Source organism: Rhodococcus sp. OAS809 (assembly GCF_040546695.1).
GTDB classification, from domain to species: Bacteria; Actinomycetota; Actinomycetes; order Mycobacteriales; family Mycobacteriaceae; genus Rhodococcus_F; species Rhodococcus_F qingshengii.
Genome location: NZ_JBEPOI010000002.1, coordinates 939044 through 963207 on the forward strand (window position 1 = coordinate 939044; position 24164 = coordinate 963207).

8 protein-coding genes and 1 pseudogene are annotated in these 24164 nt (G+C 64.1%); 5 read left to right on the top strand and 4 right to left on the bottom strand.

Annotated features, from left to right (window positions below):
* The first annotated feature begins 316 nt into the window (after positions 1-316).
* Both acnA and ABIE52_RS07285 read left to right on the top strand, forming a co-directional pair.
* Positions 317-3118 carry an aconitate hydratase AcnA gene (gene acnA / locus ABIE52_RS07280; RefSeq protein ID WP_007727883.1) on the top strand — a complete coding sequence of 934 codons (2802 nt, stop codon included), beginning with the start codon at positions 317-319 and terminating at the stop codon, positions 3116-3118.
* A gap of 180 nt (positions 3119-3298) precedes the next feature.
* Positions 3299-3865 carry a TetR/AcrR family transcriptional regulator gene (locus tag ABIE52_RS07285; RefSeq protein ID WP_003944970.1) on the top strand — a complete coding sequence of 189 codons (567 nt, stop codon included), beginning with the start codon at positions 3299-3301 and terminating at the stop codon, positions 3863-3865.
* 60 nt (positions 3866-3925) lie between these two features.
* On the opposite strand, the gene ABIE52_RS07290 is transcribed toward ABIE52_RS07285, so the two are convergent.
* Positions 3926-5557 carry an ABC-F family ATP-binding cassette domain-containing protein gene (locus tag ABIE52_RS07290; RefSeq protein ID WP_003944932.1) on the bottom strand — a complete coding sequence of 544 codons (1632 nt, stop codon included), beginning with the start codon at positions 5555-5557 and terminating at the stop codon, positions 3926-3928.
* Positions 5558-5686: 129 nt separating this feature from the next.
* On the opposite strand from ABIE52_RS07290, the gene ABIE52_RS07295 reads away from it, so the two are divergent.
* Both ABIE52_RS07295 and ABIE52_RS07300 read left to right on the top strand, forming a co-directional pair.
* Complete coding sequence (locus tag ABIE52_RS07295) at positions 5687-6472, top strand: SDR family oxidoreductase (RefSeq protein ID WP_047270400.1); 786 nt, start codon at positions 5687-5689, stop codon at positions 6470-6472.
* A gap of 10 nt (positions 6473-6482) precedes the next feature.
* Positions 6483-7613, top strand: coding sequence for a lycopene cyclase family protein (locus ABIE52_RS07300; RefSeq protein ID WP_192712425.1), 1131 nt, complete (start codon positions 6483-6485; stop codon positions 7611-7613).
* A 14-nt stretch (positions 7614-7627) separates the two neighbouring features.
* Here the strand turns inward: ABIE52_RS07300 and ABIE52_RS07305 are convergent, their stop codons facing one another.
* Positions 7628-8599 carry an alpha/beta hydrolase gene (locus ABIE52_RS07305; protein ID WP_192712426.1) on the bottom strand — a complete coding sequence of 324 codons (972 nt, stop codon included), beginning with the start codon at positions 8597-8599 and terminating at the stop codon, positions 7628-7630.
* A gap of 148 nt (positions 8600-8747) precedes the next feature.
* On the opposite strand from ABIE52_RS07305, the gene ku reads away from it, so the two are divergent.
* Positions 8748-9587 (top strand): non-homologous end joining protein Ku, encoded by an 840-nt coding sequence (gene ku / locus ABIE52_RS07310; protein ID WP_172932851.1) that lies wholly within the window; start codon positions 8748-8750, stop codon positions 9585-9587.
* A 1-nt stretch (position 9588) separates the two neighbouring features.
* Here ku and ABIE52_RS07315 read toward each other — a convergent pair whose 3' ends face one another.
* Both ABIE52_RS07315 and ABIE52_RS07320 read right to left on the bottom strand, forming a co-directional pair.
* Complete coding sequence (locus ABIE52_RS07315) at positions 9589-17937, bottom strand: non-ribosomal peptide synthetase (protein WP_354541475.1); 8349 nt, start codon at positions 17935-17937, stop codon at positions 9589-9591.
* A gap of 34 nt (positions 17938-17971) precedes the next feature.
* Positions 17972-23884, bottom strand: a pseudogene (locus ABIE52_RS07320) (amino acid adenylation domain-containing protein); the annotation flags it as partial.
* Between the last annotated feature and the right edge of the window lie 280 nt (positions 23885-24164).

Here is a 24164-nt window from a genome sequence, read left to right on the forward strand (position 1 = left end):
CGCCGCGCGTGCCGCCCGAGCGGTAGCTGTGGGTGCGGTCACCCAGCCAAGCCTGCGTTGCGCAGGCCCGCAGTCTGCATGAAGATTGTTTCGGTCAACTTGCCCTGAATTCTCACAGGACAAGCGTACTGTTAGACTTGGACCAAGAGGTACCACCGGTCAGGACAGGTTCTACTGCAGCTCCGATGTTCGGACAGTTCTCACGCGAACTGTGCGATTGGCGTGAGCTACGGAGGATCTTCCCGGCCGAAGTACCTCGCTTCAGCTGCCGACACAGCCCCGTCGGTAGCGACCCTCATAGACGAGTGGAGCAGACGTGAGCACCAGTATCGATTCATTCGGAGCCAAGGGAACCCTCGAGGTCGGTGAGAACTCTTACGAGATCTTCCGCCTCTCGGCCGTCCCCGGCACCGAGAAATTGCCCTATTCCTTGAAGGTTCTCGCCGAGAACCTTCTCCGCACCGAAGACGGCGCCAACATCACCGCGGATCACATCCGCGCAATCGCAAGCTGGGATCCCTCAGCCGAGCCGAGCATCGAAATCCAGTTCACGCCTGCCCGCGTGATCATGCAGGACTTCACCGGCGTTCCTTGCATCGTCGACCTCGCCACCATGCGTGAGGCCGTCACCACCCTCGGCGGCGACCCGAACAAGGTCAACCCGCTCTCCCCCGCCGACATGGTCATCGACCACTCGGTCATCCTCGACGTCTTCGGCCAGGCCGACGCACTCGAGCGCAACGTCGACCTCGAATACGAGCGCAACGGCGAGCGTTACCAGTTCCTCCGTTGGGGCCAGGGCGCATTCGACGACTTCAAGGTCGTCCCCCCGGGAATGGGCATCGTTCACCAGGTCAACATCGAGTACCTGGCACCCACCGTCATGTCGCGTAACGGACAGGCATACCCCGACACCTGTGTCGGCACCGACTCGCACACCACGATGGTCAACGGCCTCGGCGTGCTCGGCTGGGGCGTCGGCGGCATCGAGGCCGAGGCAGCAATGCTCGGCCAGCCCGTCTCCATGCTGATCCCCCGCGTCGTCGGCTTCAAGCTCTCCGGTGAGATCAAGCCCGGCGTCACCGCAACCGACGTCGTGCTCACCGCCACCGAGATGCTCCGTAAGCACGGCGTCGTCGGCAAGTTCGTCGAGTTCTACGGCAACGGTGTTGCCGAGGTTCCGCTCGCGAACCGCGCGACGCTGGGCAACATGAGCCCCGAATTCGGTTCCACCGCAGCGATCTTCCCGATCGACGCCGAGACCATCGAATACCTGCGCCTCACCGGCCGCAGCGACGAGCAGCTCGCTCTCGTCGAGGCGTACGCCAAGGAACAGGGCCTGTGGCACAACCCCGACAAGGAACCCGTCTTCTCGGAGTACATCGAGCTGGATCTGGGAACCGTTGTTCCCTCGATCGCCGGCCCGAAGCGCCCGCAGGACCGAATCCTGTTGTCGGAGTCCAAGACTGCGTTCCGCAAGGACATCCACAACTACGTGGAAGAGAACCACCCGACCGAGCACACCCAGCTCGACGAGGCCGTCGAAGAGTCCTTCCCGGCTTCCGATCCCGCGGTTCTGTCGTTTGCCGACGACGGAGCGGTCGACGTTCTCTCTGCTGCCAACGGTGCAGAAGGCCGTCCGAGCAAGCCGGTCGTCGTCAAGTCCGACGCCGGTGAGTTCGTTCTCGACCACGGCGCCGTCGTCGTTGCAGGTATCACCTCCTGCACCAACACGTCCAACCCGTCGGTCATGCTCGGCGCTGCACTGCTCGCACGCAACGCCGTCGAAAAGGGCCTCGCCACCAAGCCGTGGGTCAAGACCAACATGGCTCCCGGTTCGCAGGTCGTCACCGACTACTACGAGAAGGCCGGCCTGTGGCCGTACCTCGAGAAGCTCGGTTACTACCTCGGTGGTTACGGCTGCACCACGTGCATCGGTAACACCGGACCGCTGCCCGAGGCAGTCTCGAAGGCGATCAACGACAACGACCTCTCGGTCACCGCGGTGCTCTCGGGTAACCGTAACTTCGAGGGACGTATCTCCCCCGACGTCAAGATGAACTACCTGGCTTCCCCGCCGCTCGTGATTGCCTACGGCCTCGCCGGAACCATGGACTTCGACTTCGAGACCGATTCGCTCGGTAACGACACCGACGGAAACCCCGTCTACCTCAAGGACATCTGGCCGTCCACGCAGGAAATCGAAGAGACCATCAAGTCCTCGATCGACCAGGACATGTTCCGCAAGTCGTACGCAACCATCTTTGCGGGCGACAGCCGCTGGCAGAACCTCGAAACCCCGAAGGGTGACACCTTCGAGTGGGACGAGAACTCCACCTACGTGCGGAAGCCACCTTACTTCGACGGCATGACGATGGATCCGGCTCCGGTCAAGGACATCAAGGGCGCTCGCGTCCTCGCACTGCTCGGCGACTCGGTCACCACCGACCACATCAGCCCGGCAGGTCCGATCAAGGTCGGTACCCCCGCTGCGCAGTACCTCGACTCCCATGGCGTCGAGCGTGCGGATTACAACTCGCTCGGCTCGCGTCGCGGTAACCACGAGGTCATGATTCGCGGAACGTTCGCGAACATCCGTCTGCGCAACCAGCTCCTCGACGACGTCTCGGGTGGTTACACCCGCGACTTCACGCAGGAAGGCGCACCGCAGGCATTCATCTACGACGCGTCGCAGAACTACCAGGCAGCCGGCATCCCGCTGGTCGTCCTGGGCGGCAAGGAGTACGGCTCCGGATCCTCGCGTGACTGGGCAGCCAAGGGCACGAGCCTGCTCGGCGTCAAGGCCGTCATCACCGAGTCGTTCGAGCGCATCCACCGCTCCAACCTGATCGGCATGGGCGTTGTCCCGCTGCAGTTCCCGGTCGGCGAGTCCGCAGGTTCGCTCAAGCTCGACGGCACCGAGACCTTCGACATCGAAGGTGTCGAGAAGCTCAACGAGGGCGTCACCCCGAAGACCATGAAGGTCACGGCGACGCGCGAGAACGGCGAGAAGGTCGTGTTCGACGCAGTCGTACGCATCGATACCCCCGGCGAAGCGGATTACTACCGCAACGGCGGCATCCTGCAGTACGTGCTTCGCAACATGATCCGCGGCTAGTAGGCACTACGTGCCTGTGAGCACTTTCGGCCCCTGACGGGTCACAAAGCGCTCACGACCACTTTCGCCGGAAGGCGAACCAGGTTTCATCGGTGGTCGTGAGCGCTTTGTGCACTGAGTCGACATTCAGCGCCTACGGCCGAAAGTGTTCACAGGCAACCCGACAAAGGAGGGATGCCCGTGCCCAAGGTCAGTGAAGACCATCTCGCGGCACGGCGCAGTCAGATCCTTGACGGCGCCCGCCGCTGCTTTGCGGAATACGGCTACGACGGCGCCACAGTTCGCCGTCTCGAAGAAGTCACCGGTTTGTCCCGCGGAGCGATCTTCCATCACTTCAAGGACAAGGACGGCCTGTTCCTCGCTCTCGCAAGCGAGGATGCGAGCCGGATGGCAGATGTCGTCGCCGAAGAGGGCCTCGTCCAGGTCATGCGGGACATGCTCGCGCAGCCCGACCAATTCGATTGGCTGGGAACGCGACTGGAGATAGCGCGTCGACTGCGCAACGACGCCGATTTCCGCGAGAAGTGGTCACAGCGCTCCGTAGAACTGACGGAAGCGACCAGTGCGCGTCTCGCCAGACAGAAATCGGCAGGCAGACTCCGTGACGACGTCCCCACCGAAATTCTGATCGGGTATCTGGATCTGGTGATGGACGGCCTGGTCGCGAGAATCGCCTCCGGCCACGGCGTCGACAACCTGTCAGCGGTTCTCGATCTGGTCGAGGAATCGGTGCGGCGGCGAGATTGAGGGGCTTCGCCCCTGTGCGCCTTTTTGGTAGTTCCCACTACCAAAAAGGCGCACAGGGGGTTAGGCGAGCTGGATCAGCTCGAGGTACTCCTGCGACCAGTGGTCCTCGTTGCCGTCGGGCAGGAGGATGACCCGCTCGGGGTTGAGTGCCTCGGCAGCACCCGGATCGTGGGTGACCAGGACGACGGCACCGGTGTAGCTGCGGAGCGCGTCGAGCACCTGCTCGCGTGAGATCGGGTCCAGGTTGTTGGTGGGCTCGTCGAGAAGCAGAACGTTGGCAGCGGACGACACCAGACCGGCCAGAGCCAGACGCGTCTTTTCACCACCCGAGAGCGTTCCGGCCGGCTGTTCGAGCTGCGGGCCGGTGAACATGAAGGCACCGAGCAGCGAACGCAGTTCCTGCTCCCCTGTGTCCGGCGCGGCGTGGCGGATGTTCTCCCACACGGACGCGTCGTCGTCGAGGGTGTCGTGCTCCTGAGCGAAGTAGCCGACCTTGAGTCCGTGACCGGCGATCAGCTCACCAGCGTCCGCTTTCTCCGCGCCCGCGAGGATGCGGAGCAGTGTGGTCTTACCTGCACCGTTGAGTCCGAGGATCACCACACGAGACCCACGATCGATCGCGAGATCGACACCGGTGAAGATCTCGAGCGAGCCGTACACCTTGGTGAGGTTCTTGCCCATCAGAGGAGTCTTGCCACAAGCGGCGGGTTCGGGGAAACGAATCCGCGCAACCTTGTCCGAGACACGTTCGGCATCGAGGTTCGCCATCAATTTGTCGGCTCGCTTGGCCATGTTCTGAGCCGCGACGGCCTTGGTTGCCTTTGCGCCCATCTTGGCGGCCTGAATCCGCAGCGCACCGGCCTTCTTCTCGGCATTGGCGCGCTCGCGGCGACGACGCTGCTCGTCCGTGGCACGAGCGTCGAGGTACTTCTTCCAGTTCATGTTGTAGACGTCGGCCTCACCGCGGACGGCATCGAGGAACCACACGCGGTTGACGACGTCGTTGAGCAGGTCGACGTCGTGGCTGATGACCACCAGTCCACCCTCGTGGTTCTGGAGGAAGCCACGCAGCCAGGTGATGGAGTCGGCGTCGAGGTGGTTGGTGGGCTCGTCGAGCAGCAGAGTCGTGTCCGAGCGGGCACCGCTGCCGTCGGAGGCGGCGAAGAGGATGCGCGCCAATTCGACGCGACGACGCTGACCGCCGGACAGCGTGCTGAGCGGCTGCCCGAGAATGCGGTCTTCGAGACCGAGGCTGCTGGTGATGCGTGCGGCTTCACTCTCGGCTTCGTATCCGCCGAGGGCCGAGAACCGATCCTCGAGCTGACCGTACTTCTTGACCGCGCGGTCCTGCGATTCCTGATCGAGCACCTCGCCCATCAGAATCTGCTGCTTCTCCATCTCGCGGAGCATCGTGTCGAGGCCACGTGCGGAGAGAACCCGGTCCTTGGCGAGGACGCTCAGGTCGCCCTCTTTGGGGTCCTGCGGGAGGTATCCGAGTTCACCGGTACGTACGACGCTTCCCGCATATGCCTCACCTTCGCCGGCGAGGATGCGCAGTGTGGTCGTCTTTCCGGCTCCGTTACGTCCGACGAGTCCGATCCGGTCGCCCGGCTGGATGCGCAACGAAGGCCCGGGAGCCGTGAGAAGGGTGCGGACACCGGCACGAACTTCGAGGTCAGTGGCGGTAATCAAGCAAACTCCTCAGGAAAAACGACGAATACGGGTAAACAATGCCTGACTACAGACACAAGAACTATCGATTTTACCGTGACCTGACGGTCGTTCCGACCAGCAGCGTGTGAGTCCGCTAACGTTCGGGACATGACTAGCGAAAACAGCACTCGTCCTCGCGACCTCGAAGGCCGTGCCGCCATCGTCACCGGCGCAAGTCGCGGAATCGGCAAAGCTGTCGCCGCCGAACTCCTCGCTCGCGGTGCCGACGTCTTGATCACAGCCCGCAAGCCGGAGCCTCTCGAGGCCGCCGCATCCGAGCTGTCCGCTCTGGGGCACGGCGGAAAGGTCGTCGCATTCGCGGGCAACGCAGCCGATGCCGAAGCCCGCTCCGGTGCCGTCGACCGCGCCGTGTCCGAATTCGGTTCACTCGACATTCTGGTCAACAACACCGGAATCAACCCCGTCTTCGGTTCGCTCATGGAAGCGGACCTCGACGCCGTGCGCAAGATCTTCGACGTGAATGTGGTTGCCGCCCTCGGTTACGTCCAGCAAGCACATCGGGCATGGATGGGCGAACACGGTGGAGCCGTCGTGAACCTGGCAAGTGTGGCCGGGATCCGGTCGACGGGCGTCATCGCGGCGTACGGCGCGTCGAAGGCTGCGCTCATCCGCCTGACGGAAGAACTGGCCTGGCAACTGGGACCGAAGATTCGTGTCAACGCCGTAGCTCCCGGGATCGTCAAGACGCAGTTCGCGGCAGCCCTGGTCGCTGCCGGCGAGGACAAGGCGTCGGCGGGCTACCCGATGAAGCGGCTCGGCACCCCCGAGGACGTTGCCGGTCTGGTCGGCTTCCTCGTCTCCGACGCGGCGGCGTGGATCACGGGCGAAACGGTCCGGGTCGACGGCGGTCTGCTCGCAACGGGATCGATGTAGTGCGCCGGTCGTGAGCACAGACAACTCCTCCGCCGACGTGGTGATCGTCGGTGGCGGCCCGGCCGGGCGGGCACTCGCCACCCGCTGTATCGCCCGGCAACTCACCGTCGTCGTTGTCGATCCGCATCCCCATCGGGTGTGGACGCCGACCTATTCGGCGTGGGCTGACGAGCTGCCGTCGTGGCTGCCGGTCGATGTGATCGCAAGCCGGATCGAACGCCCGAGCGTGTGGACCCGCAGACAGAAAACGCTTGATCGCACATATTGCGTATTGAATACATCTTTACTGCAATCATTTCTCTCAGGCACATCCGTACAGTTCAGAGCCTTGCGTGCTCAAACACTGTCACCTACCGCCGTCCTGTGCGTGGACGGATCGCAGCTGACAGGTTCCGTCGTCATCGACGCCCGGGGTACCGAACTGACGGTGACAATCGCCCAGCAGACCGCCTTCGGAGTGATCGTCGACCGCGCTCTGGCCGATCCGATTCTGGGTGGTGGCGAAGCCTGGTTCATGGACTGGCGAACAGACAACGGCGCCTCCGACGCCGACACTCCGTCGTTTCTCTATGCGGTCCCACTCGATGACGAGCGAGTTCTCCTCGAGGAGACCTGCCTCGTCGGCCGGCCGGCGTTGGGGCTCCGCGAACTCGAAGCGCGTCTGCGCACCCGGCTTCGCAATCGGGGCTGCGAAGTCCCCGACGACGCACCGGTCGAGCGAGTCCGTTTTGCAGTCGAAGGCCCGAAGGAATCGTTCCCCGACGGTGTCCTCCGTTTCGGCGGGCGAGGCGGTCTGATGCATCCGGGAACCGGATACAGCGTTGCCTCGTCACTCGCCGAGGCAGACGCTGTCGCCAAAGCAATCGCCGACGGTGGAGATCCCAACGCGGCGCTCTGGCCGCGGTCGGCCAAGGCGGTGTCTGCCCTTCGCCGCGTTGGCCTGAACACACTTCTCACCCTCGGCTCGGGAGAGGTCGCGACATTCTTCGACACGTTCTTCGATCTACCGGTCGAGGCTCAGCGGTCCTACCTGTCCGATCGGCGGGACGCGTCCGCGACGGCGAAGGTGATGGCAACCCTGTTCCGATCGTCACCGTGGCACGTCCGAAAGACGTTGATGCGCGCGCCGTTTCTGAGGTGAGCACTCCGGACCGACTACTGCGCTCCCATCGAGCCGGCGATCATCGGCCAGGAATTGTGTAGGTCGTCCTGCCAGTAGCCCCACGAGTGGGTTCCGGTCGGCTTGAAGTCGAACGTCGCGGGGATGCCCAGTGCGTTCAGTCGGTCCGCCAAGCCGTGCGTGCACCCGTTGACCGCGGATTCGATGATGCCGCCGACGACGATCTGATTAAGGAGGGCTCCGGGATTTCCGTTCACATCGGGTGCCTGAAGGTTGTCGTGCGGACCTGGCAGCCCGGATCCGGTGGAAACGTACAGTGCGGTCCCCCGCAACTTCTCCGCGTTCACGACCGGATCGTTCTCGCGCCACCCCGGACCGTCGAACGGTCCCCACATGTTTGTCGGATCAGCGCCACCCCGCGCGCCGACCACCAACCGCACATAGTCCTGACCCGGCTGGGTGGAAGTCTCCGCGCACCCGCTGTAGGCCCCGACACTCCGATAGAGCCCTGGTGCCGAGATCGCGAGATTGAGTACCGACGTCGCCGTCATCGAAATCGCCGCGATGGAGTTGACCCCGTTGGTACCGAACTGCGCATCGATGACGGGCGGCAGTTCGCGAGTGAGGAACGTCTGCCACTTGTTGCGCCCGAGTACGGGATCGTCTTTCTGCCAGTCGGTGTAGTAGCTGAACGCTCCTTCCAGCGGCGTCACGACGTTGACGTTCTTGTCGGCGAAGAAGTCCAGGACATCGGTCCGTCCTTCCCACGTTGCACTGTCCTCGCCACCACCGGCGCCGTTGAGCAGATACAACGTGGGCCGTGGGGCGCTCGTGTCGGCGGGGAGGATCATCTCGAGTGGAATGTCGCGGCCCATCGCATCGGAGTGGACGCTGATGGTTACGGTTCGTGCCGGATCTGCGTTCGCGGGCAAAGGCGCAAACAGCAGTGGAACCAGTGAAATCGCCAGCGCCGCGGTGACGCGTCGACGGTAGGTTCGGATTCTCATCGGAGCGTCCCCCAGGTGTGCGAGTCGGGTTCTCGAAGCGGATACCCGCTCGATACGCCCCGAACCGACCCATCCACACGCAACGGTTCGGGATCAACCGTGATCGTTTGCCTCGCGCAAACGGCCGGCGGCGACCATCATGGGAGGCATGCGCTCGATTTGGAAAGGCTCGATAGCCTTCGGTCTGGTCAACGTCCCGGTCAAGGTGTACTCGGCGACCGAGGACCACGACATCCGATTTCACCAGGTCCATGCAAAAGACGGTGGCCGCATCAAGTACAACCGTGTGTGTTCCGAGTGCGGAAACACGGTTCAGTTCGCGGACATCGACAAGGCGTACGACTCGGAAGACGGATCGCGCGTCATCTTGAGCGACGAGGACTTCAACAAACTCCCGGCTGCGGAGAAGCACGAGATTCCGGTGCTGGAATTCGTGCCGAACGATCAGATCGATCCGATCTTGTTCGAGAAGAGTTACTTCCTCGAACCCGATTCGGCGTCGCCGAAGGCGTACGTCCTGCTTTCGACTGTGCTCACCGAGAGTGATCGAACGGCACTGGTGCATTTCACGCTGCGACAGAAGACGCGCCTGGCCGCGATGCGCGCTCGCGACGGCGTCCTGGTGATCCAGACGTTGCTGTGGCCCGACGAAGTTCGCGCAGCAGAGTTCCCTTCGCTCGACGACGTGGAGAAGCCGAAGGCCAAGGAACTGAAGATGGCGCAGACGCTCGTCGAGAGCATGGCGGGCGATTTCGATCCGACCGAGTTCACCGACGACTACCAGCTCCAACTGCGGCAGTTGCTCGACGAGATGATCGAGAACGGCGGCAAGAAGGTCATCCCCGCCGCCGAGGTCGACCAAGAGGGCACCGATGCGGAGGTGGTCGACCTGGTTGCCGCACTGCAGCGCAGTGTGGACGAAGCGAAGTCGAACGCCTCCAAGGCCGGCTCGTCGAAGTCGACCACACCGAGGAAGAAACGAGCCTGAGTCAGCCGCGCACGTCTTGGACCTCGATCAGAGCGTCCAACTCTGCGTCGACGTCCGGGGCCGCGTGACGACCCGTTCCGACCGCAAGGTTGATCACGGGTCCGATCGCCTCCAGACCTGCCTCGGTGAACATTTCGGCGTGTGACGTGGGCACCGGACGGTCGATGATCACCCCGGAGACGAACGGTCGCCACGCCGACGCGGTTCGCAGCGGGTCGAAGGTGTCGGCGTGTGCCGAGAAGAACAGCAGATCGCCCACGAACTTGCCCGGGCGGTATCGGTGAGCCAGTTCGGCGCCTGCGGAGTATTCCTCGAACAGTCGCTCGATCCGATCGCTCGAGACCAAGGGGTGATCGCCGATGGCTTCGCGCAAGAGTGCTTCGGCGTCCTCGGGTGTCAGATCACGCTCGCCGGTGTCCGGGACCGAGATCCCCAACCCGCCGATCAGTTCGGCGAGAGAAGGCTGCGCGCCCGCCATCGTCGGGTCTTCGAGAACGAAGCTGTCGAGCAGAATCAGGTCGGCGACGCTCTCACCCGCGGCTTGCAACTGCACCGCCGCCGCGTGAGCGATCAATCCGCCGATCGACCACCCCAGCAGGTGATACGGACCGTGCGGCTGAACTCCGCGAATTTCCTCGACGTACCGCGCCGCGAAGTCCTCGATCAGCTCCGCCCGAAATTCGGAGTCCGTCAGGACCGGCGACTGCAGGCCGTAGAGCGGCCGGCTGGAGTCGACGTAGCGATCGAGCGCTCCGTAGCACCAGGCCAATCCGATGGCCGGATGGATGCAGAACAGTGGCTCGGCGCGGCCTTCCGGACGTAGTGGCAGGACTACCGCAAGTGCGGAGGTATCCGCGTCACTTGTCACAACTGTTGCCTCGAGTTCGAAGAGTCTGCGCGCCAATGCCTCCGGAGTCGGATCGGAGAATATCCACGCGACGGGGACGGTCATGCTGGTGCGTTCTTTGATGGCAGCGACCAAACGCGTTGCCATGAGTGAGTTGCCGCCGAGTTCGAAGAAACTCGAATCGGCGTACGTGTCTACGTCGGCCAGATCGAGTACCTCTGCGAAAGCAGCGCAGATCGCGATCTCGTCGCTGCCTTCCGGACTGCGTCCACTCGGCGACTCCCAGTTGGGAGCAGGCAGAGCGCTGCGATCGAGCTTGCCCGCCGGTGTGGTCGGGACTGCGCCGATCACGACAACAGCGGACGGGATCATGTGCGCAGGCAGCGATATACCTGCGTGACGGCGTAGCGCGGCGGCGTCGAAGTCCGCATGTGCCGGGACGACGTACGCGACGATCCGAGCGTCGACGCCCTCCCCGACGACGACGCTGACAGCCGAATGCACGGACGCTTCCGCTGCCAGCACCGCGTCGATTTCTCCGAGTTCGATTCGGAACCCTCGGATCTTGACCTGGTGGTCTGCGCGTCCGAGGTAGATCAGTGCCCCTGAGCGATCTTCGCGCACAAGATCCCCGGTGCGGTACATCCGAGCGCCTTCGGGTCCATGCGGGTCGGCGACGAAGCGCGCGGCTGTGAGTGCGGGGTTGCCGAGGTACCCGCGGGCGAGACCGTCGCCGCTGACGTAGAGCTCACCGACGACCTGGCCGGGAACCGAGTGCAGTCGGGAATCGAGAATCATCGCGTCCACGCCGCGGATCGGGCCGCCGATCGTCACGGGCTCCCCCGCGACCAGCGAATCACTGATGGTGACTGCGACGGTGGCCTCGGTCGGGCCGTACGCGTTGAACATTCGGCGCCCCGGTGCCCACCGAGATACGAGGTCGGCGGAACAGGCGTCGCCGCCGACGACGACGGCTTCGAGATGGTCGAGCCCGGCGGGATCGACAGTCGCCAAGGCGGCTGGAGTCACGAAAGCATGGGTGATCGTCTGCTCGTCGAGCAGTTCGTGCAATTCGACACCGCCGAGAACTGTCGGCGGCGCTATCACCATCGTTGCGCCGGCGCCGAAAGCCAGAAGGAGCTCGAGAACCGACGCGTCGAAGCTCGTCGAGGCGAAGCTCAGAGCGCGAGAGTGCGCGGTGACGCCGAAACGCTCCCGCTGTTCGTCGGCAAACGCTGCCAGTCCCGCGTGAGTGACCAACACGCCCTTGGGTTTTCCTGTCGAGCCCGAGGTGTAGATCAAGTAGGCCGGGTTGTCGAACTCGAGTGGCGCGTCCGGCAGTGTCTCGGAATGGACTGCCTCGATTTCGGTGGTGAATTCGATCGCATCCAACTCGATCCACGATGTGACGCCCGGAAGGTCGGCCGCATACTCGCCCCTGGTGATACCGAGTACCGCTCCACTGTCGGTGAGCATGTGCTCGATCCGCTCGGCGGGGTACGCCGGATCCACGGGAAGAAACACTCCGCCGGCTTTCGCTACGGCCCAGAGCGCGATCACATAGTCGGCCGACCTCGGAAGCGCCAGTGCCACCATCATTTCCGGCGCTATTCCGCGAGCGATCAACGCAAACGCCATAGCGTCGGAGCGTCGGTCGAGTTCGCCGTACGTGAGCGTGACGGATGTGGCGACGTCGACGATTGCCGGGGCGTGCGGATCGGCAGCGCCGCGAAGCAGCAACTCCGGCAGGGTCAAAGCATCGCCGGCCGGACGTCCGGGCAACGCACGCAGGCGACGTCCCGCAAGATCCACGTCACCGACGACGGCGGAGGGCTGGGCAGTCAGTGTCTCGACGATCGTTTCCAGCATCACTGCAAACGACTCCGCCGTATCGGTGTCGAAGAGATCCTTCGCGTAGGTGAGGGAGGCCTCGTAGCCGCCGCCTTCCTCCGCGGTCTGTTCGACAACGGTGAACTGCAGGTCGTACTTGGCGATGTCCGGTGTGATCTCGTGGGCACGAACGGCAAGTCCAGGCAGGTCCCACGTCGTCGGGTGGGCGCCGTGGAACGAGATCATCGTCTGGAACACCGGATGACGGTCGGTGGTCCGGGTCGGCGCCACCACGTCCACGACCTGCTCGAACGGAATATCCGCGTGGGCGAAGGCGTCGAGATCGACGGAGCGGACAGTACGCAGAACGTCGACGAACGTCGACCCGGGGTCGACCGTCGTGCGCAGTCCGACCGTGCCCACGAACATTCCCACGAGGTCGTCGAGAACTCGGTGTCCTCGCCCGGCGACCGGAGATCCGATCACGATGTCCGTGCTTCGACTCAGCCTGGACAGCAGGACGGCATAGGCAGCGTGCAACACCATGAACGGCGTCGCCGCATTGGCTCCGGCAACCGCCTCGACCGCGATCCGGGTGTGCGCCGGAAGCGAGACCGCGGTGTGGGCACCGCTCAACGACTGGGTGAGCGGACGCGCTCGATCGCTCGGAAGGTCGATCAATTCAGGTGCTCCCCGCAACGTCTCCCGCCAGTACGACGCCTGTGCCCCTAGCACGCTCTCGGATTCGTCCACCGAGCCCAGCGCTTCCCGCTGCCAGATGGCGAAGTCCGCGTAGTGCACTTCGAGCGGGGTGAACTCGGGAGCGTGTCCCGAACTTCTCGCGACGTAGGCGGTGAGCACGTCCTTCATCAACGGCGCGATCGACCATCCGTCCGCCGCGATGTGGTGGATCACGATGACAAGTGTGTGGTGCTGCGGCGTCGATTCGAGCAGGAGCGCGCGAACGGGAGCTTGGGTCGTGATGTCGAATCCACGCGACGCGAATTCTCTGGCGAGCACTGCCGGTTCACGGGTGTCCGCATTTCCGTACTCGAGCGAGGTGAATGCATCCTGGATCACCTGGTGTGGACCGGTGCCGGAGTCGGGGAACACCGTGCGCAGGATTTCGTGCCTTTCGATCACGTCGAGGACCGCAGCTTCGAGGGCCGGCACGTCGAGTGCACCGTCGAGGGAGATCGCAGCAGGGACGTTGTACGCGGGTGAGCCGGGATCCATCTGGTTGAGGAACCAGATGCGTGCTTGCGCGTAGGACAGCGGAATTCGCTCGGGGCGGTCTACGGCGGTGATCGGTGGAAGCGCCTTCGCCCCGGCGGATGTGTCGAGCGCGGTGGCAAGTTCCCGAATTTCGGGGTGCTCGAACAGCATTCGGACAGGCACCTGCCTGCCCAACGACTCGCCGAGTCGCTGGGCCAGTCTGGTGGCGAGCAGTGAGTTGCCACCGAGTTCGAAGAAACTGTCCGACGCACTGATCTGTTCGATACCCAGCAGTTCCGCCACGACGCCGGCAACCTGGAGTTCGGTCGCGGTCGTCAGCGGCTCGACACTTCGCTCGGACGAACGCAGTGTCGGCGCCGGCAATGCCGATCGGTCGAGCTTCCCGACGGGGGTCAGCGGTACGTGATCGATCGGGGTGATCGCCGACGGCACCATGAAGGCGGGCAGTGAGCGGCGCGCATGGCTCAGCAACTCGTCCATCTCGACCGCATCGGCACCGAGCACTACGTACGACGCCAACATCGTCTCACCGGAAGCTGCGTCGACGCCCACGGTGACCGCGAACTCGACGCCGGGGTAAGTGCTGAGGACGGAGTCGATCTCGCCCAGTTCGATGCGGAATCCGCGCACTTTCACCTGGTGATCGGAGCGCCCGACGTATTCGATCGTCCCGAGCGGCGTCCACCGAACCAGGTCACCGGTCCGGTACATGCGGGTGCCGGCCGGGCCGAACGGCGCTGCCACGAATCGCGTCGCCGTCAAGGCGGGTTGGTCGAGGTAGCCGCGGGCAAGTCCCAGGCCGGCGATGTAGAGCTCACCGGTGACCCCGACGGGTACCGGCTGAGCCGAGCCGTCGAGAATTACCGCGGACACGCCGCGGACGGGCCCGCCGATGGTCACGGTCTCCCCCACGCTCAAGGCATCACTGATACAGACCATGACGGTGGTTTCCGTCGGCCCGTAGCCGTTGAACAATCGGCGACCCGGTGCCCACTTGCGGACCAGTTCGGGTGGGCATGCCTCGCCACCGACAACGATCGACTGCAGGACGTCCAGCCCGGTGGGATCGACCGAGGCCAGCGCTGCCGGTGTGATGAACGCGTGGGTCACCTGGTGATCGGTGACCAATTCGGCTAGGTCCTGGCCGCCGTAGACGTCGGGAGAGGCGATCACCATCGTCGCGCCTTCACCGACTGCGAGCAGCAGTTCGAGGATGGATGCGTCGAAGCTCGGTGAGGAGAAGTGCAGCGTCCGCGACTGCGCCGAGATGCCGTAACGCGCCGTCTGCTCGGCCGCCAACGCGCTCAGGCCACGATGAGTGACGCTGACGCCCTTGGGCTTTCCCGTCGATCCGGAGGTGTAGATGATGTAGGCGAGGTTGTCGATTCGGATCGGCGCGGCCGGAACCGGCTGCCCGACACCGTCGCCGTGGATGTCGTCCATTGTCATCCACGGAACCGGGCGGGGCAGTGATTCGATCACCGCTTCCGTCGTCACTCCGCGAGTGGCTCCGGAGTCGGTGAGCATGTGCAGAATGCGATCGGCGGGGTATCGCGGATCGACCGGAACAAACGCGGCGCCGGTCAAGGAAACGCCCCACAAGGCGACGATCGAGTCGATCGAGCGCGGAATCGCGATCGCCACAATGTCTTCGGCACCGATCCCTTCCGTGGTCAGACGGCGGGCAAGCGCCGATGCACGGGCGAAGAGATCTCGGTAGAGCACGGTGGTGTCACCGGATCGAAGGGCCACCGAATCGCCTGAACGGGTGGCGGTCCGCGTCAATATTTCGGCCAAGGTGCGCGAACTGGTCCACGCCGGACCTCGTACCGGCATCAGCGACGCCCGCTCGAGGGTGCTGAGGAAATCTAGGTCGTCGATCGCGGCGTCCGGATCTGCGGCGACGGCGCGGGCCACCGACTGCACACGCGCGGCGATCGTTTCCGCGGTGGCAATGTCGAAGAGCGCCTCGGCGAACCTGAGCGACCCGGTGATCTCGGTCTTCTCGGAATCGTCTGCCAGCAGGGTGAACTCGAGGTCGAACTTCGCGACGGACGGTTCGAGTGCTTGCGCTTCGAGATGCGCGTCGTGGACCGTGACCTGCGGCGAGACCACATTCTGGTGGTACGACAGCATGACCTGAAACAGGGGGTGTCGCGTAGTGGACCGGTCGAGATCGAGGGCGTCGACCAGCACCTCGAAGGGCAGCTCGGGGTGCGCGAAGGCGGCAAGGTCGCGTTCACGGACGACCTCGAGCAGGGAGGTGAACGACGCTCGGTGATCAACCGGCGTCCGAAGCGGTACCGAATTGACGAACATCCCGATCAGGGAATCCAGCTCGGGTCGCCCGCGGCCTGCCACCGGGGTGCCGACCACCACGTCGTCGGTTGCACCGAGACGCGCGAGAACAACCGCCAGGATCGCGTGTACGACCATGAACTGCGTCGAGCCACTGCGCCTCGCCACGGCGGCGAGACGCTCCCCGGTCGCCGCGTCGATGACGATCGGCACCGATCCGACGGCGGTCGTGGAGACAGATCCGCGTGGGCGATCGACCGGTAGCAGTACCTCGTCCGGGGCACCAGCCATGGCAGTGGTCCAGAAGGTCAGTTCGCGGGCAACCAGAGACTCCTGGTCGCCGACCTGTCCGAGCGAGTCTTGCTGCCACACCGCGTAGTCGGCGTACTGCACGTCGAGCGGTGTGAAAACCGGGGCGTCTCCAACGACGCGTGCGGAGTACGCCGCGACGAAATCTGCCGCAAAGGGAGTCAGGGACCAGCCGTCGAAGGCGATGTGATGGATGACGACGACCAGTACGTGAGCGAAAGTGTCCTCGCGCACCAGCATGGCCCGAATCGGCAGATCCGAACCGAGATCGAACCCACGCGCCGCGAACTCCGTCGTCGCGGATTCGATACCTTCGGATCCGCGGTAGCGCTCGACGGAGAACTGCACGTCGGAAATTGCTCGGATGACCTGACTCGGGCCGTCGGCGCTGTCGACGTAGATCGTTCGAAGCACCTCATGGCGTGCAACGACGTCCGCAAGCGCCTCCTCGAGTGCATCGCCGTGGATGTCTCCGGTGATGCGGATCGCGAACGGAATGTTGTAGACCGCGGACTGCGGGTCGAAGCGATTGACGAACCACAGCCGCTGTTGCGCAGCGGAGAGCGGTAGGCGGTCCGGGCGAGCACCGGCGCTCAGGGCAGGTCGATCGTCTGATTCTTCGGCGCTCGCCGCCAGACGTGCAGCGAGCGCTTCGACGGTCGGCGCTTCGAAGATCGAGCGAACGTCCACCGTGAGTCCCGTCGCTGCGCTCAACCGCGCGGACACCTGCGTCGCGACGAGCGAGTTGCCCCCGAGATCGAAGAAGCTGTCTCCGGCCCGGACCTCGGGCACGTCGAGCAGTGAAGCGAACACGTCGGCAACGGTTCGTTCGAGTCCGGCCTCGGGTTCACGGCCCGTTCCGAGGATTTCGCGCGGTATCGGCGTCGGCAACGCTCTGCGATCGAGTTTGCCGACCGGAGTCAACGGAATGGCGTCGATCGGGGTGATCGACGACGGAATCATGTACCGCGGCAGCGTGTCGGCGAGTCCCACGAACAGCGACTCGATATCAGCGTCGCCGCTCAGCAACACGTACGACGCCAGAGTGGTACCCGCGGCGGATTCGACGGGAATCGTCGTGGCGAACTGGACGAGAGGGGAATCCATCAGAGCAGCGTCGATCTCGCCGAGTTCGATGCGGAACCCGCGGATCTTGAGCTGATGATCGCTGCGGCCCACGTAGCGAAGGGTCAGGTCCTTGGTCCAGCGGACCAGGTCACCGGTTCGGTACATCCGGGCACCGGGCGTCGAGTACGGATGCGCGACAAACCGATCCGACGTCAGCGCGGGACGAAGGTGGTAACCACGTGCAAGGCCCGGCCCACCGATGTACAGCTCGCCGACGCCGCCGATCGGGACCGGTTGCAGCCGAGAGTCGAGCACCACGGCGTCGATTCCGCGGATGGGACCGCCGATGGTGATCGGCTCCCCCGGTGAGAGTGGGTCACTGATGGCAACCATGACAGTGGTTTCGGTCGGACCGTATCCGTTGTGCAGTCTGCGCCCGTTGCCCCAGCTCGAGACCAATTCCGGCGTGCACACGTCGCCGCCGACGACTACGCATTCCAGTGACGTCACGCCCGCCGGATCGACGGTCGCCAGCGCAGCCGGAGTGATGAAGGCATGAGTGACCTCGCGGCTTCGGAGGAACTCGCTCAACGCCTCCCCTCCGTAGATGTCGGGAGGGGCGATCACCATCGTCGCGCCGGTCGAACCGGCGAGCAGTAGCTCGAGTACGGCGCCGTCGAAGCTCGGTGACGCAAAATGCAGAGTTCGCGACCCGGCGGTGATCCGGTACCGATCCTGTTGTTCGCGAGCAAGATTGGCCAAACCCCGCGTGAGTGACGACGGTGCCCTTCGGCACTCCGGTCGAGCCGGAGGTGTAGATGACGTACGCAGCCGACGCCGCAGTGATCGACGCTGTTCTGTCAGCGTCGTCGATGGCAGCGTCGGAGTAGGCGGCACATTCTGCAACCGTGTCCGCGTCGCCGAGGTCGATCCAGACTGCGACGTTCCCACCGGCTGCCGGACCAGCCGCAACCTCGGCGGACCGAATTCCGATCCGCACACCCGAATCCTCGAGCATGTGCGCAACTCGATCTGCGGGATAACGGGGATCGACCGGGACGAAATCGCCACCGGCTTTGGTGACCGACCAGACTGCGAGCACGGAGTCGACCGATCGGGCGACGGCCAGTGCGACCGGTGTCTCGGGGCCGACTCCCAGGTCCATGAGGTATCGAGCGATCCGATTCGATCGACGCTCCAGCTCCCCGTACGAGAGTGAGCGCTCGGAGTCTTCGAGGGCGATCGCGTCGGGATACGTCCTCGCGGTGTCCCCGAGGATCTGCGCCAGCGTCGATTCGCCCACCGAAGCCACACCGCGTCGCGGCAATATCGCGGCACTCTCCCGCGATCCGAGTACACGAAGATCACCAACCGGTGCAGTCGGTTCCGACACTGCCGATTCCACGAGTGTCACGAAGTTTCGCGCCAACGCTTCGACGGTCGCGCTGTCGAACAGGTCGGTGGAATAGGTGAACGTGGCATCGATTCCTGCTGCGGCCCCGGCCTCGTGACGTTCGGTGACGGTGAGCTCGAGGTCGAACTTGGTCAGCCCCGTCTCGACTGCCCGCGCCGTCATCGACACCCCTGCCAGTTCGGCTGTGTGGGTGGTGGCTATCCGCGAGGTGATGGCCGCTTGAAAGACCGGGTGGTGTGCGGGCGAGCGGTCCAGTTCGAGCGCGTCCACGACGACGTCGAAAGGCACGTCCGCATTGTCGAAGGCATCCACGTCGACGGCCCTGACCTGTGACAGGTATGCGGCGAACGTTGCGTCCCGATCGACGAAGGTCCGCAGGGCAAGAGTGTTGACGAACATGCCGACGAGCAGATCGAGAGATCGGTCCCCTCGTCCGGCCACCGGTGTTCCGATGACGATGTCGTCCGTGCCGCTGTACCTGGCCAGAAGCAGGGCGAAGCACGCGTGCAGGGCGATGAACGGCGTGGCGTCGTGATCGGCGGCAAGTACAACGAGCTTCTGATGCGTGGAAGCGCCGATTCTGATGTCGACTCCGGCTCCGCGCATGGTCGGGTCGAGTGCGCGCGGACGGTCCGTCGGCAGGTGGAGCTGCTCGGGCGCTCCCGCCAGCTGCTGCTTCCAGAACGCGATCTGTGAGTGGGCAAGTGAATCGGTGGATGACGCGTCGCCGAGGTGTTCTCGGTGCCAGAGCGTGTAGTCGGCGTACTGCACCGGAAGGGGTGCCCACTGCGGGCTGTTGCCGCCGACGCGGGCGGCGTAGGCGCCGGTGAGATCAGCAGCCAACGGGGCGAGTGACCAACCGTCGGCCACCATGTGGTGCAGAACCACTACGAGGACAGCTTCCTCGTCATCGCCTTCCTTCTCGGCGGCGACAGTGATCAGCAGGTAGCGCACCGGACGTTCGCGGACCAGATCGAAACCGGCCGAAGAGAATTCGAAGATCACTCTCTCGAGGCTTCCGCGTTCCACGTCGATCGACTCGAGCCCTGCGATCCCCTCGCCCAGGCCCAGAACCTTCTGCGTCGCGTTGTCCCCGGTCTGAGGAAACACGGTGCGTAGTGACTCGTGACGTGTCACGACGTCCACGATCGCGGCACTGAGTGCGTCGGGATCGACGGCGCCGCGCAACGACACCGCCAGTGGAATGTTGTACGCACCTGATTCCGGTGCCACGCGGTTCAGGAACCACAGTCGCTGCTGCGCGGGAGCGAGAGGCAGTACAGGCGGCCGGGCCACGACCTGAATACCATCGGCGTCCGGGGTCTGTGCCGCACGCTCGATCGTCGCCGCGATCCCAGACACCGTGGGATGGTCGAAGAGTGCACGCAGCGGCATTTTAACCCCGGTGGCTTCGGTCAAGCGCGCTACCGCCGTCGTCGCTACCAGCGAGTTTCCGCCCAGATGGAAGAAATTATCGTCGAGTCCGAGCGGTCCACTACTCAGGATGTCAGCCAGAACCGCCGCAACCTTGCCCTCGGTCGGGGTCGTCGGGGGTCGGAAGACCTTGGTGGAGGCCAGGATAGGCGAAGGCAGCGCACGCCGGTCCAGTTTTCCGTTGGTGGTCAACGGAATCGAATCGAGGACCATGAAGGCATCGGGAACCATGTAGGTCGGGAGGGCTTCGGCGGCGTGAGCTCGGAGGGCGTCGGCGTCCACGACGTCGGAAGCGGTCACATAGGTCACGAGAGCGCCGCCCGCCGGCGTCGGAGCCACAACCGTCACGGCATCGTCGATTCCCGGCGCGCTGAGGATGACGGAGTCGATTTCGCCGAGTTCGATCCGGAATCCGCGGATCTTGACCTGCGCGTCGCCGCGTCCGAGGTACTCGAGTTGTCCGGGCGCAATCCATCGTGCGCGGTCGCCGGACCGGTACAACCGTCGTCCGCCGGCATTGAACGGATCGGCGACGAACCGGCCCGCGGTGAGGTCTGGACGGCCCAGATAGCCACGGGCGAGTTGACCGCCCGCGACATAGATCTCCCCCGCGATCCCCACCGGGACCGGGGAGAGATGCTCGTCGAGCAGGTACACACGAAGTCCGTCGATCGCGTCACCGATCCGGCTGCCGGTAACCGCACTCGCGCTCGCCCGGTCGAGTTCGAGATGGGTGACGTGCACCGTCGTCTCGGTGATGCCGTACATGTTGACGAGTGCGGGCCCGGATTCCGTGTGATTGTCGTGATTGTCGTAGCCCGGGTGATTGTCGTACCAGCGCCCGAGGCGACGAAGATCCAAGGCTTCGCCACCGAAGATCACGTACCGGAGCCGGGTCTCCGAATCGGCCCGAAGGTCGGCTTCGATGTACTGGTAGAAGGCCGAGGGCGTCTGATTGAGCACGGTGACGCCTTCTGCGGCGACCAGCGCCCGGAAGGCGTCAGGGTCGCGTGATACCTCGTGATCGACCAGGACCAGCGTTCCGCCGTGGAGCAGCGCGCCCCACAGTTCCCACACCGAGAAGTCGAAGGCGAACGAGTGGAACATCGTCCACACGTCGTTGCCGTCGAATCCGAATTCGACGTGCGTGTTCTCGAACAATCGCACCACAGCGGCGTGGGTGACGGAGACACCTTTGGGTCGTCCCGTCGACCCCGAGGTGTAGATCACGTACGCCAGATTGTCGGCTCCGTGTCCGCGCGGGCGCTCATCGGTTTCCAGACCCTCACCGGAGTACTCGTCGGATTCGACCCCGACGACCACCACGTCAGAGTTCGGGAAGGCGGAGTTCGGGAAAGTGGAATCGGAGATGACGCACACCGGTTGCGCATCCTCGACCACATACGCCAAACGCTCGGCGGGGTGCGCACCATCGAGTGGGAGGTATCCGCCGCCGGCCTTCACTACCGCGACAGCGGCAACGATCATGTCCACGGATTTCGGCAGCATGATTCCGACCAACGACTCGGATCGCACGCCATGATCGACGAGCTTGCGCGCCAACTGATTCGATCGTCGATCGAGTTCGCGGTACGACACGCGCTCGCTACCTGCGACAACGGCGATCGCTTCCGGGGTCGCCCGAATGCGGTCGGAAAGGATCTCGGAGAGCGTTCGGACCGGGGTAATCGGCAGAACGGGCGGCACCAGCGCCTGGCGCGCGTCCGGGCGCAGTAGATCCACTGAGCCGAGCGCCGAGTGCGGAGCACCGACCATCGCGGTCAAGATTCGCAGATAACGGTCGGCGAGGTCCTCGGCTTGCTCCTTCGTGCCGAGCCAATCCAGAACACCGGAGATCGGCTGATCGAAATCGGCATGCTCACCAGTCGGAATCGCCAGGGAGACAAACAGTTCCGGCACGGTGGCCAGATCCGATCCGATAGGCGCACCGACCATGAGCCCCGGAAATCTCGGGTGAGCATCCAGCGGCTCCTCGAAGCAGACCATCGCCCGGAACAACGGGCCCGTCTCCACCCAGCGGCCGTCACCGAGTGCGGCGGTCACCGAAGACAGAAGAATGTCTGCGTGTTCGAGAGCTTCGATTGCGACGGTGTCCACCGCACCGACCAGGTCGGTGAGCGTCATGGTGTTCGACACCGTCGAGCGAAGCACTAACTGGTTGGCGAACATCGAGACGAAATCGTCCGGATTGGAGGCGCCGTACCCTCGGACCGAGACGCCGATCGACACCTCGTCGGCCGAACCGACGCGGCGCAGCAGTCCGGCCATCGCAGACTGGAACAGCACGAACAGACTCGTGTTCATCGTCGTCGCCATCGTCTCGAGGCTCCGGCAGAGGCCTGCCTCGATCTCGAGGGGCGTGGACGTTCGACCGGTTCCGGCGACGACCGGCAAACCCAGTTCCTCGGCGGGGTTCGACAAGGTCGCAGACCAGTACTCGACGTTGCGGGCGTGTTGGACTTCGGCGATCCATTTCCCCGCGGCGTCGGGGTCGATGTCCATCAATCGAGTTCCCGATTCTGCGGCGCAGAACAAGTCGAGGAATTCGAGGAAACGTCGGTGGTGACGCGAGATGTCCTCGTTGGTGTACAGGTCTGGGTTCGCGGCGAAGTCGATCTGGATCTCTTCGGCTGCGGAAGTCTGATAGACGTTGACGGAGAGGTCTTCGATCGGCCCGGTCGAGATCACGTTCAGTTCGCCGTGCGCGTCCCCGAGAGTGATTCCGGAATGGAACAGCATGAGGTTGATCAACGGCCCGTGGAAGCCTCGTCCGTCGGCGATGCTGTGATCACCGGCGTTGAGGTCGCGTCGTAGGTCCTCGTGGCGGTACTTCTGATGACGCAGTGCGCCGGTGAGTTCGATCTTCACCTCGTGCAGCAGGTCCCCGACCGCGAAATGCGGATCGACGCTCGCACGTATCGGGACGACGTTCGACATCATTCCGCCGGACCTGCGAGCAGCTTTTGTCGTCCGCCCCGAGACCGGCAGGCTGAGGACCACGTCGCGGGTCCCGGTGGCCCGGGCGAGGTAAGCCGCCAGTGCACCGATCACCACTGACGACGTCGTCACGTCGTGGGCGGCGGCCAGCCGTTCGAGGGAGCTCCGCAGTTCCGTAGGTACCGTGGCCGACCGTAGGCGTGACCATGCCTGCGACGGAGCAGTCGAGGACGCGAGCGAGGTTCCGCCCGGTTTGTCGGCCATCTTGGTGTTCCAGTAGTCGCGATCGCGTTCCCACCGGGTTGAGCCCAGATAGTCGGCCTCTGCCTTCACCAACGATTGGAGGGGGGCAGTTACCGCTGGGGGAACTGGCAGATCCCGCACCGCGGCGGTGTAGATCTCGGCTGTGCGGTTCATCATCGACATCGCGCCGAAACCGTCGAGCGCTACGTGATGAATACGGCTGTACCAGTAGTAATGGTCGTCGCGAAGCACCAGGACTGCCAGCCTGACCAGGCGATCGGTGAACGGATCGATGGCAGCAGTGTGCTCTCTGCGCATCCATTCCTGCGCTGCAGATTCCGGATCCGATTCGGCGCGAAGATCGACCACGTCGAGGGAGTCGTCCATGTCGAGATCGAGCCACTGACGCGCAACCCCGTCCACCTCGACCAGGCGCAGATATCCGGAGCCGATCTCACGGCCGGTCTGTTTGCTGGCAGCGGTCAGCAGCTCGATGTCGAGTGGGCCGTCCACGTCCACGTACTGAGCGATGCTGACGGGAATCTCGGGTCGAAGCTGTTGTGCGACAAGCAGGGAAAGTTGCGCGGCAGAAAGAGGGAAGGTGAGTTCGTCGTCCGGACGAGCTGCGGAAACGATTCCTCGGTCGGGACTGCCATCCACACGAATCTCCCTCTTACAACTTGATCATGATGCAAACAGGTTTATGCGTCCGCTGGACGCTTCGAACTGATCGGGGCACTTCGAAAATGAGACGAATACTTTGGAAAGCTCGGGTGGAAACTGGCAAATCGCCCGCCGGAGATCACATCGTGACAATCAGCTGCGATGTTACCGATCAGTCAGCTTCCAGCAAATATTCATCAAACAACCATTTGGGACTATTGTCCTGAATATCATGGCTAAAACGGCCCTATATAACAAACCGAAGCGCCGGTACCCG